This is a genomic window from Bradyrhizobium sp. SZCCHNGR1005, assembly GCF_032489995.1.
In the GTDB taxonomy this organism is placed as follows: domain Bacteria; phylum Pseudomonadota; class Alphaproteobacteria; order Rhizobiales; family Xanthobacteraceae; genus Bradyrhizobium.
In genome coordinates this window covers 1-15,379 of the sequence record NZ_JAUEZC010000021.1, presented here as the reverse complement: position 1 = coordinate 15,379, position 15,379 = coordinate 1, and the positions used below count along the sequence as shown (strand labels likewise).

Genomic DNA, 15,379 nt, shown 5'->3' with positions numbered 1-15,379 from the left:
GCAACCGGGAATCCAACGAGCTGTCTCTACCCGCCGCCACTATGACAGTGACACCCGGTCAGATACAGGAATCCATACTCCCGATCGTGGTTATGCATTCCAGGCTCGGCCCTTCGGGCCGCCCCGGAATGACGACCTATCTTGGAGCGCCACTGGGCCCATCCGACGAACGGCTTGAATTGTGCTACCCTTCGCGACGCGAGGAAACAGAAGGGAGAGCACGATGGCCACCAAGAGCCGCGCGAAGAAGCCCGCATCACGCACCGCCGCGAAAGCGGCGACGCGCAAGACATCGTCCCGCAAGAGCGCCAAGACCAAAGCCAAATCCGCTGCGAGCAAATCCGGCGCACGCCGATCGCTTGCAAGCAAAGGCGCTGTTGCGCCGGTTGCGCGGCGGCCGAAGCAGAAGGTCGCCGTCAGCCATCATCGCGAGGAGGACTTCAAGGCCGACGGTCTGCGCGCTTACGCGCATTATCGCGACCTCGGCATTGCGGATGCGACCCATGGGCTCGCCCGCGCCCATGTCATCCGCCTGCTGCCGCCATGTGATCCCCGGGAAGTCGCCAAGCTGCACACGCACGACGTCGAATTCCAGATGGTCTACGTGCTCAAGGGTTGGGTGAAGAGCTATCTCGAAGGCGTCGGCGAAACGCTGATGAAAGCGGGCAGCGCCTGGACCCAGCCGCCGCGCATTCGCCACATGATCCTCGACTACTCCGATGACGTGGAGCTCTTGGAGGTAATCCTGCCGGCCGATTTCAAAACGGTCGAAATTACGGCGTGACAACACGCTGAAACAATAATTAGACATGAATCGCTGCTTCGCTTAGTCCGTGAGTTTTGAAGCGGGGGAAGCGAACGGCTGTTGTCGTGCAACACACGGGCACGCGCAGTTCTGCGTCCTTTCTTCGCGTCGCGAGGAGGGGCGAAGAGGTGACATCGTATCGCGAGGATATCGATTGGCTGCGCGCGATCGCGGTGCTCTCGGTCATCGCCTTTCATTTCGAGGCGCCGGGAATCTTCGGCGGCTTCGTCGGCGTCGATATCTTCTTCGTCATCTCCGGCTACCTGATTACCGGCATCATCCAGGGCGAGATCGCGCAAGGCCGCTTCTCCCTCGCGCGCTTTTACGAGCGGCGGGTCCGCCGGCTGCTGCCGGCGCTCTACGTCATGGTGGCGCTGAGCGCGATTCCGACGTTCCACTTTCTCCTCAGCTCCGAGCGCATGGAATTCTTCCGCTCGGCCGCGGCGGTGGTCAGCTTCACGGCGAACATCTTCTTCTGGTGGCAATCGGGCTATTTCGACCATGCGGCAGTGGAGAAGCCGCTGTTGCATACGTGGTCGCTGGGCGTGGAGGAGCAGTTCTATCTGGTGCTGCCGCTCGTCGTCTGGGGCGTCGTGCGGCTCGCACAAGGCCGCCGCGTGGTGCTGCCGTTCACCTTGGCCGCGTTGGCCGTCGCTTCCTTTGCGTTCAGTCTGGTGTTGATGCGCGACGGCGCGTCCGCGACCGCCTTCTTCATGAGCCCGCCGCGCGCGTGGGAATTCCTGGCCGGCAGCCTCGTCGCCATGCCCGGCATGCCGGCGCCATGGCCGGGGCTCGCGCAGCGAAGCGCTCGAGGATTGTCGCTGCTCTTGATGGCGATCCCGATCCTGTCGCTACGGCCGGGGCCCGGATTCCCGGGCCTCGATGCCCTGTCGCCCTGCATCGGCGCGGCGCTGTTCATCTGGAGCGGCATCGGAGTCGCGAATGGCAAGCGCAGTGCCCTGTCGCCGCTGACGCTCGCGCAGTTCTTCGGCCGCATCTCCTATTCGCTTTATCTCTGGCACTGGCCGTTGTTCGCGTTTGCGCGCTTCGCCAAGCCGGGCCTTGTGCTCGATGGCCGGGAAAAAGCTGCCCTGATCGCAGTGACGGTCGCAGTGTCGTATCTGTCCTGGCGCTTTGTCGAGCAGCCGTTTCGCAACCGCGCTTTGGCTCCGACACCGCGGGCGGCCTTCAGCATGGCGGCGCTCGCAAGCCTGCTGCTGCTCGTCGGCACCGTTGCGGGATTGGTGTTCGGCAGCACCAGTTCGGAGGCCGATCGCGCCGCGGCGCGGCTCGACGCCTACAACGACTACGACATGAAGCCGGTCTATCGCTATGGCACCTGCTTCACGACCCCGGATGGACGGCTCGGCGAGGCCTGTCTCGCCGCGGTGTCCGGCAAGACCAACCTGCTGTTGTGGGGCGACAGTCTGGCCGCGCACTACTATCACGGGCTGAACGGGAGTCTCGATCGTCAGGCCGTCAATATCATGCAGGCGACGCAGCCGTCCTGCATGCCGACCCTGAGTGCGGAGACGCAAGCTCTCGCCTCCTGCCGCGCCTTCGCCGCGCAGATGCGGGACTACTTCGGAAGCCACAAGCCCGACCTTGTGGTGATGTCGGCGGACTGGCTGGAATATGCCCGGCCGCCGCGCTTTGCCGGAATGGTCGCCGATCTCAAGCACACCATCGCGCGGCTGAACGATGCCGGCATTCCGATCGTCCTGCTCGGCCCCGCCATCCAGTATCGCACGCGCCTGCCGTCCATGCTGGCGCGGGCGGAGCTGCGTGGGCTGGCCGCACGGCCGGCTGATTTCGTCCGCTCCGATATTTTCGAGCTCGACCGGGCCATGCGTGAGGCGCTGCCGACCGGCGAGGCGCTGTCCTACATCTCGATCCTGGAGTCCGTCTGTCCGGACCGGCAATGTCCGCTCACGGTGGACGGCGTGCCGCTGGCCTTCGATCACGCGCATCTGACGGCGGAAGGGTCGGCCTATGTGATGGCGAGAGTGGCGCCGAGCCTCAAGCTCGCGCAGCCCTGAACCGTCATGAGGATCACGTCAGCAGGCCGACGATCGCGCCCATCAGGCAGGTGGTCAGCGTGCCCGAGACGATCGACTTCAGCCCGAGCGCGTTGATCTCCTCGCGCCGTGAGGGGGCCATGGTGCCGAGGCCGCCGATCATGATGCCGAGACTGCCGAAATTGGCGAAGCCGCACATCGCATAGAGCATGATCAGGCGGGAGCGGGGGTCGAGCGCGCCGGGCGCGAGCTTCGACAGTTCGACATAGGCGATCAGCTCGTTCAGCACCGTCTTGGTGCCCATCAGGCTGCCTGCGGTCACTGCCTCCTGCCAGGGCAGGCCCATCAGCCAGCACACCGGCGCCATCACGAGGCCGAGCAGCCGCTGCAGCGAGATGTCGGCACCGCCGATCGGCGGCAACAGCGACAAGATCGAATTGGCGAGATGCACCAGCGCCACCAGCACGATCAGCATCGCGATGATAGTTAGCAACAGTTCGAGTCCGGCCGAGGTGCCCTTGACGATCGCGTCCATCGTGCTCGACGCGTCCATCTCGGGATCGGTCAGCGCGCCGCCGGTGAGCTCCTTCGATGTTTCCGGCACCATGATCAGGCTGACCAGGATGGCAGCCGGCGCACCGAGCACCGATGCGATGACGAAGTGGGCGGCAGCATCGGGGATCAGCGGCGCCAGCAGCGTTGCGTAGAGCACGAGCACCGTGCCGGCGATGCCGGCCATGCCGCCGGTCATGACCAGGAACAGTTCGGCGCGCGTCATCTGGGCGAGATACGGCCGGATGAACAGCGGCGCCTCGACCATGCCGAGAAAGATGTTGGCGGCGGTCGACAGCCCCACGGCGCCGCCGACGCCCAGCGTGCGCTCCAGGACCCAGGCCATGCCGCGCACGATCGGCGGCAGGATGCGCCAATAGAACAGCAGCGTGGTCAGCACGCTCATCACCAGTACGATCGGCAAGGCCTGGAAGGCGAGGACGAAGTCGGCGCCGGGGGCCTTGAGATCGAAGGGCAGGGCACCGCCGCCGACATAGCCGAACACGAAGGAGGTGCCGGCGCGGGAGGCGGACGCGACGGCGCCGACCGCATCGTTGATGGCGCCGAAAGCGCGCGCGACCATCGGCATTTTGAGCAGCACGACGGCAGTGATCAGCGTGACGGCAAGGCCGAGCGCGGCCTGCCTCGGCGACACCGCGCGGCGGTTCTCGCTGAGTGCCCAGGCGATCAAGAGCAGCGCGACGACACCGAACGCAGATTGCAGCTGTGGCATTGGTCCCCCGAGTTCGACCAGTATGAGCCGCCGACGCAGCAAAGCGCAATGCCATGCGCCGATGTCAGAGCTGAAGTTGACAAGCCCCTGGCGGTGCGTCACGCAGACACGTCATGTCCTCCACCATCCCGATCGGCGCGCGCACGCTGCTCAAACAAGGCTCGTTCCTGTTCTTTCTGGTGTCGCGCAGCCTGTCGCGCTTTTCCAGCCAGATCGCGGCGGTCGCGATTGGCTGGCAGATCTACGATCTCACCGGCCGCGCCTTCGATCTCGGCATGGTCGGGCTGATCCAGTTCCTGCCGACGGCGCTGTTGGTGTTCGTGGCCGGCAGCGCTGCCGATCGCTACCCGCGCAAACGCGTGGTGCAGCTCTGCCAGCTCGCGGAGGCGCTGACCGCCCTCTATCTCTGCTGGGGCGCCTATACGGGCGTGCTGACCGAGCTGCAGCTGTTCGCTGCGACCTTCGTGCTCGGGATTGCCGGCGCGTTCGAGAGCCCGGCGACGGCCGCGCTGCTGCCGCTGATTGCGCCGACCGGGACTTTGCAACGCGCGAGCGCGCTGTCCAGCGGCGCGGCCCAGCTTGCGACGATCGCGGGACCCGCGCTCGGCGGTTTCGCCTATGCGGCGATGCCGGCCCTGGCCTATGCGATCATGGTGTTGTTCTGGCTGGCCGGCATGGTCTTCACCGGCGTCATGGAAGTGCCCGACGACGTGCCCGCGCCGAAGGAGCATGCGGCCAACGCCGACCTGTTCGCCGGCGTCCGCTTCATCTGGCAGAACCCGGCGATCCTCGGCACCATCTCGCTCGACCTGTTCGCGGTGCTGCTGGGCGGCGTCACCGCGTTGTTGCCGATCTACGCCCGCGACATCCTGCAGACCGGCCCGCTGGGGCTCGGCGTCCTGCGCGCTGCGCCAGCGGTGGGCGCGCTCGCGATGACCGCGGTGCTGGCGCGGCACACGATCCGTCGCCACGTGGGCTTGCGCATGTTCCAGGCGGTGATCGTGTTCGGCATCGCGACCGCGGTGTTTGCGGTCTCGCATATCATGTGGCTGTCGATCGTCGCGCTCGCGATCCTGGGGGCGGCCGACACGATCAGTGTCGTGATCCGTTTCTCGCTGGTGCAGCTCGCCACGCCCAACGAGATGCGCGGCCGGGTCGGCGCGGTGAACTTCCTGTTCATCAACGCCTCGAACCAGCTCGGCCAGTTCGAAAGCGGCGTCACGGCTGCGCTGCTCGGCACCATGCCGGCCGCGGTGCTCGGCGGTCTCGGCACGATCGCGATCGCGCTGCTCTGGATGAAGCTGTTTCCGACGCTGCGCGCGGTTGAGCGACTCGAATAGTCAGCTGGGGGCTGCGACCGAAGCAGGGACAGGCGCGGTCTCGTTCACAGGCATGAACAGCTGCCGCAACAAATACGCCGCGAAGGCCGGTGCGATCAGGCCGGGACCGGGCATCTGAATGTTGCCGAACAACAATTGCAGCGCCGGCAGCCAGAACACGAGCTGCGCCAAGCGGCTGCCGAGCGCATCGAGCTTTCCATCGGCGAGCAGCGCCATGGCCGCGCAGGTCAGGGGCAGCACGTCATAGGTGCCCATATAGGGTGAGGCGCAGATCGTGCAGGCCAGCAGCAAAGCCTTGAGCCGTGCCGGATCGGCATGCTTGCGATAACGGAAGGCCGCGAACACGCCGGCCACCGCGCCCACCGCCGCGACCGCCTGGATCGCGTCCGCTATGCGGTCGCCCAATACGCCGCGGAAGCTCATGAAGAGTGTTGCATGGTAAGGCATGGCCATGCCGCTGGGATCGCGCAGCACCTCGCGCATCAGCGGCACCGCCTTGGTCAGATAGTCTTGCCAGCTCTGCACGCCGCCGATGGCGACGCTGGCGGCAAACAGCGCCACTGCGGCGAGCGTCGCGTAGGCGATCACGCGCCAGCGGCCGGAGGCGACGAGCATCACCGGAAGCAGGATGCCAAGCTGCGGCTTGACCGTGAGCAGACCGATCAGCAGGCCGGCGAGCGCCGGCCGGCGGTCCATGAGCGCAAGACTTGCAAACAGCGCCGCCGTGCTCAGGAACGAGCTTTGGCCCGAGATCACGCACATGAGCGCGGCCGGCGAGATGGCGACCACGAGCAGCGCACGGCCGTCGGCAAAGGCGGGCCGGCAGGCCAGATAGAAGGCGAGCAGGCTGACGACAAACCACGACGCCAGCGCGGGGAAGTAGTCCATCAGCCCGAACGGGGCCATCACCACCAGCGCGTTCGGAGGATTGGGCCAGTTCTGCGCGGGATAGCCGGGGCCAAGCAGGGCGGCGAGCGCGTCATTGTAGGTGGCGACATCGTAGAAGCGGGCGGGATCGGCGCCGAATGCGGCCCGGCCATACATCCACAGATTCAGGAAATCGCGTCCGAGCACCAGCGTGACCTTGTCGCGCGGGTAGGGCCAGCTCCAATGCGTGGTCCAGAAATAGGTGGCCAGCATCAGGACGAATAGCGCCCCGCCGAGTACGATGAGGCTGCGTAGCATCTCGCGATCGGCGGCATTGGGGGTATCCGGCGTCGCGAGGTCGAGCAGCCGGCTGACGCCTCTGGTGCCTGTCGTGTCACTGGGCGTGGAAAGCGGCATGAGCTCGGCTCGTTTGGCGAGGCCAGGGCGCTCGCGGAGATCATCGCGGACAATATCGTGCGTCCTCGCACGAACTACAGGTCACGAATTAAGATACTGTTTAGTGGACGGGTGCGAAGCTACTGAAGGCTGCGACCGGCGTTTCGATCCGTTAACTATCAAGGAGCGCGCAGCGGGAGCTCGTCATGGATGCCGTCGTCGCTGTCGTCATTCCCGCGTTTCGTGCGGCGGATACCGTTCTGCCGGTGATTGCCGCGATAGGGCCCGAGGTTGGGCTGATCGTGGTCGTCGATGATTGCTGCCCCCACGGCACTGCCCTTGTCGTCGCCAACCAATGCTCCGATCCGCGCGTCATCGTGCTGCGGCACGACGCCAACCGCGGCGTCGGCGGCGCCTTCCTGACCGGCATGCAGTTCGCGATCCAGCGCGGCGCGGATATCATCGTCAAGATCGATGCAGACGGGCAGATGGACCCCGCGCAGGTGCCGGCGCTGATCCATCCGATTCAGAGCGGGAACGCCGACTACGTGAAGGGCAACCGCTTCTTCTTTCTCACCGACACGGCCGCGATGCCGCAGGTCCGCCGGTTCGGCAATCTCGCGCTGTCCTTCATGGCCAAGCTGTCGAGCGGCTACTGGACCATCATGGACCCGACCAACGGCTTCTTCGCGGTCCATGCGCGCTTGGCTGAACTGCTCGACGCCGATCGCGTCGCCAACCGCTTCTTCTTCGAGACGGACCTGTTGTTTCATCTCGGCCTGTTGCGTGCCAAGGTAGTCGAGTTTCCGATGCGCGCCTTCTACGGCGAGGAGGTGTCCAACTTGCGGGTGTCGCATCAGCTGGCGCCGTTCTTCGCCGGTCACCTGCGCAACACGTTTCGCCGCGTGCTCTATCGCTATTTCTTCCGCGACCTGTCGCTCGCCTCGCTGCAACTCGTCGCGGGCCTCGGCCTGTTCGGTTTCGGCCTGGCGTTCGGGCTCTATCATTGGCTGTCGGCGCCGCCGGACCAGCTGGTGCCGACCGGCACGATCATGATCGCGGCGCTGACCTTCCTGATGGGCTTCCAGCTGCTGCTGTCGTTTCTCAACTACGACATCAGCGCCAGCCCGAGGGAGCCGCTGCATCCGTCGCTGCAGAAGAGCCGCAGGGCCGTGCAGCCAGCGGCGGAGCAGGGCGCGGTCCTCGTCGAGAATGAAAAGCCGGACGGGCAGACCCGGCGCAGGGCATGAGCCGCCTGCGCCGATTTGAATTCAACCCCGCCCGACGAACGGCATCTTGGTTGCCATCACCGTGATGAACAGGACATTGGCGTCGAGCGGCAGCGAGGCCATGTAGGCCACCGCGTCGCCGACCGCCTTCGAATCCATGCGCGGCTCCGGCATCATCCGGCCGTCAGGCTGCAGCACGCCCGCGACCATGCGTTCGGTCATCGGCGTCTCGGCATTGCCGATGTCGATCTGGCCGACCGCGATGTCGTAGGCGCGGCCGTCGAGGTTGGAGGCCTTGGTGAGGCCGGTGATGGCATGCTTGGTCGAGGTGTAGGCGGCCGAGAACGGCCGCGGCGCATGCGCCGAGATCGAGCCGTTGTTGATGATGCGGCCGCCGCGCGGGGTCTGATCCTTCATGATGCGGAAGGCGTGCTGGGTGCACAGGAAGGGTGCGGTCAGGTTGGTGGCGACGACCGCCTGCCATTGCGCGAGCGAGAGATCCTCGAACGGCACCGGGGGCGCGCCCATCCCGGCATTGTTGAACAACAGATCGAGCCGGCCATAGGTCTCCGTCACCTTGGCGAACAGCGCCGCGATCGAGGCCGGATCGGTCATGTCGGCGGTCACGGGCAGACTCATGCCGGGCACGCCGAGCCTGGCGGTTTCCTCGAGCATCTCCCTGCGGCGCCCGGTGAGCACCACGGTGAAGCCGGCGTTCATGAGCGCCAGCGATGCGGCGCGGCCGACACCCGTGCCGGCGCCCGTCACCAGCGCGATCTTCTTGCCCGCTTCAGCCATGTTTCCTCACTCTTTGCTTTTCTGTTGTCAGTGCTTCGATTCGTTTTGGGTCTTGTAGGGCGGCCGCGGAATGTTGTTATGCGCGGCACGCAGCGCCGCCGACCACCGCGAGCGCAGATCGTGGAAATAGGGCTCGCCCGCTTCGATCCGGTGATTGAGATCGGCCTCGCAGGTTTCGGCGCGCACCACCAGCACGTCGATCGGCAGGCCGACGCCGAGATTGGAGCGCATCGTCGAATCCATCGAGATCAGCCCGGTCTTCAGCGCCTCGTAGATTTCGACGTCGTAATGCATGGCGCGGTCCAGCACCGGCTTGCCGTATTTGTGCTCGCCGATCTGCAGGTAGGGCGTGTCGGTGGTGCATTCGATGAAATTGCCGGCCGTGTAGACCATGAACAGCCGCATCCGCGAGCCCTTGATCTGGCCGCCGAACAGGAAGGAGACGTCGAAGGAGATGTCTTCGGCCTTCAGCGCCGGGCCCTCGGTCGCGTGGACCATGCGAATCGCCTTGCCGATCCGTTGCGCGGCCTGGAACATGGTCGGCGCATTCATCAAGGTTTCGACGTCACCCGTCTCCGGGTCTTCGATGCCTTCGGTCAGCGTCGAGAGCACCGACTGGCTGATGGCGAGATTGCCGGCGCTGGCGATGGCCAGGATGCGCTCGCCGGGATTGGAGAAGATGTGCAGCTTGCGGAACGTCGAGACGTTGTCGAGCCCGGCATTGGTCCTGGTGTCCGCGATCATCACGAGCCCGTCGCGCACCAATATTCCGCAGCAATAGGTCATTGCCTCGTCCCCACACATCAGAGCGGAATTACTAGCCAATTTCCGGTGGCCGTCCAACCCTGTTCGGCCTCGTGCGCGTGGACGTCTCGGTGAGGGATGCATGAAGGCCGGACGGCCGATCCTTGACCTCTCCCCGCAAGCGGCAGGCCTGTCGCATCGGAAAAAGCGCGACGGAAGGTTTCTTCCGTGGCCGTCCTTCGAGACGCTCGCCTCCGGCGAGCTCCTCAGGACGAGGGCCTGTTTTGCGGCAAGAGGACCCTCATGGTGAGGAGCGCCGCTTGCGGCGCTTCTCGAACCATGAGGCCCGGTCCAGCTTGGGCCATATGCGATCGCTCTGCCGCAAGCGGGGAGAGGGGCGTGCGCTTGTCTTGCGCGCAGTTCCAGCCCGAGGGTCAACTCCGGTGGATACTTACGACTGCCGCTGTGACTGCGCCTGCGACTGGCCGTTACCGCGGCCGGCTTGTTCCACCCGGACCTGGACGGTCAACGTCTCCGCCCCGCCGCCGTAGCGGGTGCCGCGCACGGGTGCTGCGCCGAGATAATCCAGGCCGAGCGCAACCCGCACATGCGCGTCGGTGGTGCAGAGGCAATTGGCGGCATCGAAACCCACCCAGCCGAGATCAGGTACGAAGGCCTCCGCCCAGGCGTGGCCGGCCGACTGGTGCGTTGCACCATCGGAGCGCAGGAAATGCCCGGAGACGAAGCGGGCCGGGACCAGACCCGCGCGGGCGCAGGCAATGAAGATGTGGGCGTAATCCTGGCAGACGCCGCGCTTCAGTCCAAAGGCCTCGGCCGCCGCCGTGCCGCTATGGGTCGGATCCTCGTCGAACGTCATATGCTCGTTGATCTGTGTCATCAGCACATGCAGGAAGCCGAGCACGTCGTGTTCGGACTCGCTGCGCAGTTCCCGGACGAAGGTTGTCATCGCCGGGCTCGCCGTCGTCAGCGCCGTCTCGCGCAGGAACAGGCTCGGAGGAAAACGCTCATCGGTGCCCCTCAGCACGCCACCGGTGTCGTGGGTCTCGACCAGCCCCTCGGCCGTGATGGTCAGGTCCTCGATCGCGCCATGCGTGATGACATGGGTGACGTTGCCGAACGCGTCCTCGTGCATCTGGAGCCGCGAGTCGGTGGAGAGATCGATCTGCCACTCCGCGACATATTGGCCGTCATGGCTGCCCGGGGTCATCCGGATGATCTGGATGACGCCCGTGGCCGCCGGCTCGTAGCGGTAGGTGGTCGAGTGGGAGATACGCAGGCGCATGGCGGTCCAGTGCGGAGCTCGAGTTGTGCAGGCTCTCGATGTACGCCTCCGTCATGCCCGGCCTTGAGCCGGGCATCCACGGCTTTCCGGAGAGAGAGGCGTGGATGGCCGGGACAAGCCCGGCCATGACGGTGACCGGGAGCTCGATGTGACTCTTCTAGATCAGATACTGCTTGGTGATGATCTCACCAAGCCGCGAATTGTCGGCGAGGAACTCCTGGATGAATTCGTGGACGCCGCGCTGGAAGATATCATCCATGTTGGAATGCTCCAGCCGGTTTCGGATGCCGCGGGCGTGGCGCTGTGCCGGGCCCTGGCGTCCATAGGCGACGCCGATCTGGTCGAGATTGCGGACGAGGTTGCCGTAGCAGCTCGCCAGCGAACGCGGCAGCGAATCGTTGAGGATCAATAGATCGGCAATCAGCCAGGGTTTCAGGGTCTCGCGATACACCCAGTGATAGGCGGTCAGCGCCGAGACCGAGCGCAGGATCGAGCTCCACTGGTAGAAGTCGAGCGGGCCACCGACATGCTCCTCCTCGGGCAGCAGCACGTGATATTTCACGTCGAGGATGCGGGCGGTGTTGTCGGCGCGTTCGAGATGCAGGCCGAGCCGCGAGAACCAATAGGCGTCGTTGCGCAGCATAGTCCGGTAGGCCGAGCCGTCGAAGCGCAGCGACGTCTCCTGCACGAAACGGAGGAAGCTCGCCAGGTCCTCCCGGCTCTTGGTGCCCTTGCTCCAGACCTCCTGCAGCTCGATCCAGGCGCCGTTGATGGTGTCCCACATTTCCGACGTCAGGGCGGTGCGGACCGAGCGGGCGTTCAGCCGGGCGGCTTCGATGCAGTTCTTGATCGAGGAGGGATTGGCCGGGTCGAACGAGAGATATTCGACGACGTTCTGCTCGTTGGCCTCTGCATAGGTCTCGTGGAAACTGACATTGACGCCGGCGGTCATCAGCGCCGATTCCCACTCGTTGGTCTTGCCGATATAGGCTGCGGGAAGGGCGGTGACGCGCAATGTCGCGTCGATGGTGCGGGCGAGATATTCCGCCCGCTCGACATAGCGGGCCAGCCAGTACAGGTTTTCGGCGGTGCGCGACAGCATGGGCGGTTTCTATCGGCTGCTTGGCGGTGGCATGTGGCGCTGGCTCGGGCCGGGAGGGGCTCCTCTGCGCGCCAAGGTGGACGTGAAATCGCGGAGGGCGTGGATGCCCTCTCTGACCCTCTCTCTTCCAGGACTGGTCTGAGCAAATATCTTCGCGGCGTTCTCGGTGCACCCTCTCCCCTTGTGGGAGAGGGTGGCTTCGCGCAGCGAAGCCGGGTGAGGGGTCTCTCTCCGCGCTTGCATATGCGGAGAGAACCCCTCACCCGGCGCCGAGCTGACGCTCGCCGCCACCCTCTCCCACAAGGGGAGAGGGTGCACCGTCGCTGTGGCAAGATGCGCGCCCTCGCTGAAACAGCGTCTATTCATCCAGCACCCATGTGTCCTTGGTGCCGCCGCCCTGGCTGGAATTGACCACCAGCGATCCTTCCTTCAGTGCTACGCGGGTGAGGCCGCCGGGAACGATGGTGACGCGGTCGCTGCCGGTCAGCACGAACGGCCTGAGATCGACGTGACGTGGCGCGAGGCCCGAAGCCGTGCAGGTGGGGCAGGTGGAGAGTGCCAGCGTCGGTTGGGCGATGAAGCCCTCCGGCTCCCGCTTCAGCTTGTCGCGGAAGGCTTCGATGGTGGCCTTGGTTGCGGCAGGGCCGATCAGCATGCCGTAGCCGCCGGAGCCATGGACCTCCTTGACCACGAGCTCACCGAGGTGGTCGAGCACATAGGACAGATCCTGCGGCTCGCGGCAGCGCCAAGTCTGCACGTTCTTCAGGATCGGTTCCTCGTCGAGATAGAACTTCACGACGTCGGGCATGTAGGAATAGATCGCCTTGTCGTCCGCGATCCCGGTCCCCACCGCATTGGCCAGCGTGATGTTGCCGGCCGCATAGGCCGACATCAGCCCGGGGACGCCGAGCGCGGAATCCGGCCGGAAGGTGAGGGGATCGATGAAGTCGTCATCGACCCGGCGGTAGATCACGTCGACCCGCTTCAACCCTTCGGTGGTGCGCATGAACACCTCGTCGTTCTTGACGATGAGGTCGCGGCCTTCCACCAGCTCGATGCCGAGCTTGTCGGCCAGGAACGAGTGCTCGTAATAGGCGGAATTGTAGATGCCGGGGGTCATCAGCGCGACGGTCGGCTCGGCCGATGCGCTCAAGGGCGCGACCGAGCGCAGCGCCGCCAGCAGCTCGTCCGGGTAGCGTTCGACCGGCGCAATGCGGTGCCGCGCGAACAGGTCCGGAAACAGCCGCATCATGATTTCGCGGTTTTCCAGCATGTAGGACACGCCCGAGGGCGTGCGGGCATTGTCCTCCAGCACGATGAAGTCGTTGGCGTCGACCCGGACGATGTCGATGCCGGCGATATGGACGTAGACGTCGTGCGGGACGTCCTGGCCGTTCATCTCCGGGCGGAAGACCGGGTTCTGGAAGATCAGGTCCTCGGGGATCACCCCGGCGCGCAGAATGTCGCGGCCATGATAGATGTCCCGGAGGAACAGGTTCAGCGCCTTGACGCGCTGCTTCAGCCCCTTTTCGAGCCGCGCCCATTCCTTGGCAGAGAGGATGCGCGGGATCACGTCAAACGGGATCAGCCGCTCCTGCGCTTCGGCCTCGCCATAGACGGCGAAGGTGATGCCGATCCGCCGGAACAGCAATTCCGCTTCGTGGCGGCGATATTCCAAGGCTTCCGGCGGCGTTTCCTTCAGCCAGCGCGACAGTTCCTGATAGGCTTGGCGGATGTCGCCGCCCGGCTCGTTCATCTCGTCGAAAGCAACTGCCATCGATGCCCGTATCTCTCAGCCACGCCTTACAGTGCATGACTCTGCCTGATGGTAGCAAGGCCCAGATCTGACCACTTTTTCAGCGTGCCCGCGATCGGGACTTCAAATGCAAAGCCGCGTGCGCATGATAAGTTTGCCGGGGGAGGCGGGCAGCCCTGCCCGAAAAACTGGCTGCGCGATGCTCAAATTCACGGCATAACGCATGACGTTCCGGATGACATCGGCCGCGCCACGGGCCAAAACAGACGACGGTTGCGAGGAGAAAGCATGAGCGAGATCGTCACCGCGGGGTTGCTGATCATCGGCGACGAGATCCTGTCGGGCCGGACCAAGGACAAGAATATCGGCTTCATCGCCGAGTACCTGACCAATCTCGGCATCGACCTCAAGGAAGTGCGGGTGGTCTCCGATGACGAGCCCGACATCATTGCCGCGCTGAACGCGCTGCGGCAGCGCTATACCTATGTGTTCACCACGGGGGGCATCGGGCCGACCCACGACGACATCACCGCGGATGCGGTGGCCAAGGCCTTCGGCGTCGGCATCGATCATCACCCGGACGTGGTGGCGCGCTTCCGCGAGCGCTGGAGCGGGCAGGACCTCAACGAGGCGCGGCTGCGGATGGCCCGCATCCCCGACGGGGCCGAGCTGATCCAGAGCGCCACCATCCTGGCGCCGGGCTTCAAGCTCGGCAACGTCATCGTCATGGCCGGGGTGCCCTCGATCATGCAGGCGATGATGGACATCGTCGCGCCGAAGCTGAAATCGGGCGTGCGCATGCTGTCGGAGACGGTCCGCGCCAACGCCCGCGAGGGCGATATCGGCGGTCCCTTGCGCGAAATCGCCAAGGCCCACCCGGACACCATCATCGGCAGTTATCCGTTCACGGATGAGGACCGCAAGCCGAACACGCATCTGGTGGTGCGCTCGCGTGACCCGGAGAAGTTGTCGGCTGCGATGGCGGCGGTGAAGGAGATGCTCGCCGGGCTGAACGTTTCGCGTTAAGGCAGGATCGGCATCGCACCCAAAGGACCTACGGAAGAGACGACATGATCGACAAGACGTTGAGCGCAGAGGAGCGGGGCGGCCGGGCCTTCCCGGTCTCCTGGGACCAGTTTCACCGCGATTGCCGGGCGCTCACCTGGCGGCTCAACGAGGTCGGGCCGTTTCACGCGGTGATTGCGATCACCCGCGGCGGACTGGTGCCGGCCGCGATCGTCGCTCGTGAGCTCGGTCTGCGCATCATCGATACGGTCTGCATCGCGAGCTACGATCACAACAAGCAGGGCGATCTGACCGTGCTGAAGGGCATTTCCGCGGATACGGCCAAGCTCGGCGGCGGGACCGGCAAAGGCCTGTTGATCGTGGACGATCTGGTCGACACCGGAAAGACGGGGCGCATGGTGCGGCAGATGCTGCCGGATGCCCATTTCGCCACCGTCTATGCCAAGCCGAAGGGACGGCCGCTGGTCGATACCTTCATCACCGAGGTGTCGCAGGATACCTGGATCTTCTTCCCCTGGGACACCGCGCTGTCATTCCAGCCGCCGATCCGGGATGGGGCGGCGTAAGCCAACCCACATCGTCATTCCGGGGCACGCCCGAAGGGCGGGAGCCCGGAATCCATACTCACGATGGTGGTTATGGATTCCTGTATCTGACCGGGTGTCACTGTCATAGTGGCGGCGGGTAGAGACAGCTCGTTGGATTCCCGG

At 65.2% G+C, this 15,379-nt stretch carries 13 protein-coding genes; 6 read left to right on the top strand and 7 right to left on the bottom strand.

From position 1 onward, the window contains the following. Positions 1-223: 223 nt before the first annotated feature. Together QXZ85_RS33645 and QXZ85_RS33640 are read left to right on the top strand one after the other, a co-directional pair. Positions 224-784 carry a cupin domain-containing protein gene (locus tag QXZ85_RS33645; protein WP_315762047.1) on the top strand — a complete coding sequence of 187 codons (561 nt, stop codon included), beginning with the start codon at positions 224-226 and terminating at the stop codon, positions 782-784. A 149-nt stretch (positions 785-933) separates the two neighbouring features. Continuing rightward, positions 934-2,844 carry an acyltransferase family protein gene (locus QXZ85_RS33640; protein WP_316175677.1) on the top strand — a complete coding sequence of 637 codons (1,911 nt, stop codon included), beginning with the start codon at positions 934-936 and terminating at the stop codon, positions 2,842-2,844. A gap of 13 nt (positions 2,845-2,857) precedes the next feature. On the opposite strand, the gene QXZ85_RS33635 is transcribed toward QXZ85_RS33640, so the two are convergent. Continuing rightward, positions 2,858-4,108, bottom strand: coding sequence for a NupC/NupG family nucleoside CNT transporter (locus QXZ85_RS33635; RefSeq protein WP_315741405.1), 1,251 nt, complete (start codon positions 4,106-4,108; stop codon positions 2,858-2,860). 113 nt (positions 4,109-4,221) lie between these two features. Between QXZ85_RS33635 and QXZ85_RS33630 the strand changes: the two genes are divergently transcribed. Beyond that, positions 4,222-5,448, top strand: a complete 1,227-nt coding sequence (locus tag QXZ85_RS33630; RefSeq protein WP_315741404.1) for an MFS transporter — start codon at positions 4,222-4,224, stop codon at positions 5,446-5,448. Here QXZ85_RS33630 and QXZ85_RS33625 read toward each other — a convergent pair whose 3' ends face one another. Next, the gene (locus QXZ85_RS33625; RefSeq protein WP_316175680.1) at positions 5,449-6,732 is read right to left on the bottom strand and encodes a glycosyltransferase family 87 protein; all 1,284 of its coding nucleotides are present in this window, start codon (positions 6,730-6,732) and stop codon (positions 5,449-5,451) included. It abuts the gene before it with no gap. Positions 6,733-6,917: 185 nt separating this feature from the next. On the opposite strand from QXZ85_RS33625, the gene QXZ85_RS33620 reads away from it, so the two are divergent. Beyond that, on the top strand, positions 6,918-7,961 hold the full coding sequence (locus QXZ85_RS33620; protein WP_316175682.1) for a glycosyltransferase family 2 protein: 1,044 nt from the start codon (positions 6,918-6,920) through the stop codon (positions 7,959-7,961). 21 nt (positions 7,962-7,982) lie between these two features. Here the strand turns inward: QXZ85_RS33620 and QXZ85_RS33615 are convergent, their stop codons facing one another. From QXZ85_RS33615 to QXZ85_RS33595, 5 genes are all read right to left on the bottom strand, one after another. Then, positions 7,983-8,738 carry an SDR family oxidoreductase gene (locus QXZ85_RS33615; protein ID WP_315705966.1) on the bottom strand — a complete coding sequence of 252 codons (756 nt, stop codon included), beginning with the start codon at positions 8,736-8,738 and terminating at the stop codon, positions 7,983-7,985. A 27-nt stretch (positions 8,739-8,765) separates the two neighbouring features. Further along, positions 8,766-9,524 (bottom strand): peptidase, encoded by a 759-nt coding sequence (locus QXZ85_RS33610; protein WP_315705965.1) that lies wholly within the window; start codon positions 9,522-9,524, stop codon positions 8,766-8,768. A gap of 409 nt (positions 9,525-9,933) precedes the next feature. Beyond that, positions 9,934-10,785 (bottom strand): transglutaminase family protein, encoded by an 852-nt coding sequence (locus QXZ85_RS33605; RefSeq protein ID WP_315705964.1) that lies wholly within the window; start codon positions 10,783-10,785, stop codon positions 9,934-9,936. Between the two features lie 157 nt (positions 10,786-10,942). Next, on the bottom strand, positions 10,943-11,887 hold the full coding sequence (locus tag QXZ85_RS33600; RefSeq protein WP_315705963.1) for an alpha-E domain-containing protein: 945 nt from the start codon (positions 11,885-11,887) through the stop codon (positions 10,943-10,945). Positions 11,888-12,245: 358 nt separating this feature from the next. After that, entirely contained in the window at positions 12,246-13,664 is a 1,419-nt protein-coding gene (locus QXZ85_RS33595) for a circularly permuted type 2 ATP-grasp protein (protein ID WP_315705962.1), read from the bottom strand. Positions 13,665-13,931: 267 nt separating this feature from the next. On the opposite strand from QXZ85_RS33595, the gene QXZ85_RS33590 reads away from it, so the two are divergent. Continuing rightward, the gene (locus tag QXZ85_RS33590; protein WP_316167119.1) at positions 13,932-14,669 is read left to right on the top strand and encodes a competence/damage-inducible protein A; all 738 of its coding nucleotides are present in this window, start codon (positions 13,932-13,934) and stop codon (positions 14,667-14,669) included. A 44-nt stretch (positions 14,670-14,713) separates the two neighbouring features. Further along, positions 14,714-15,235 (top strand): xanthine phosphoribosyltransferase, encoded by a 522-nt coding sequence (gene gpt, locus QXZ85_RS33585; protein WP_315705960.1) that lies wholly within the window; start codon positions 14,714-14,716, stop codon positions 15,233-15,235. Positions 15,236-15,379 lie beyond the last annotated feature (144 nt).